Source organism: Oleiphilus sp. HI0066 (assembly GCF_001635725.1).
Map to the genome: position 1 here is coordinate 1 of NZ_LWFH01000900.1, position 656 is coordinate 656.

Annotated in this window: 1 protein-coding gene; it reads left to right on the forward strand. The window is 39.0% G+C overall.

From position 1 onward, the window contains the following. Positions 1-514 (forward strand): AarF/UbiB family protein (locus A3738_RS10535; RefSeq protein ID WP_156504188.1); only part of this gene is annotated, 514 nt, incomplete at its 5' end. Positions 515-656: the final 142 nt, after the last annotated feature.

Sequence of the window (656 nt, forward strand, 5' to 3'; positions counted from 1 at the left end):
GAATACTTGGTTTGCTAGTTTGACTCAGTGTGAATTTTTCCACGCTGATGTACATGCCGGTAACTTGATGGTGTTAGACGACGGTCGCATTGGATTTATTGATTTCGGGATCGTTGGTCGGATAAATCCTGGCACGTGGGAAGCTGTCTCGGATTTTATTTCATCTATTATGATCGGGAATTTTGAAGGTATGGCTGATGCGATGATCCGTATCGGTATTACTGACACAGATGTTCAGTCACAGGATTTAGCCGCAGATCTTCGTGGTTTATTCAATAAGATGGATGTAATGGTTCCAGATTATGCGTTGCTCGGGGATTCATCTGGTAGTGATGACGACGATATTAATAACATTTTGATGGAAATGGTTAGGGTAGGGGAAGAGCATGGATTACATTTTCCTAGAGAGTTTGCCCTGCTGCTAAAACAGTTCCTTTATTTTGATCGTTATGTTCATATTTTAGCTCCTGAATTAGATATGTTTGTCGATGCTCGGCTAAGCATGCTGCATTAGAATCTTTTGTAGTACTCTTCAATACACCAGTTATTTGATTTTGTTAGAACATGATTAATAGATTTCAGGTAGCTGGTTTTCGAAATTTAAAAGATCAAACACTCCAGTTTTCGTCTCCATTCACGATTGTTTTTGGAAATAA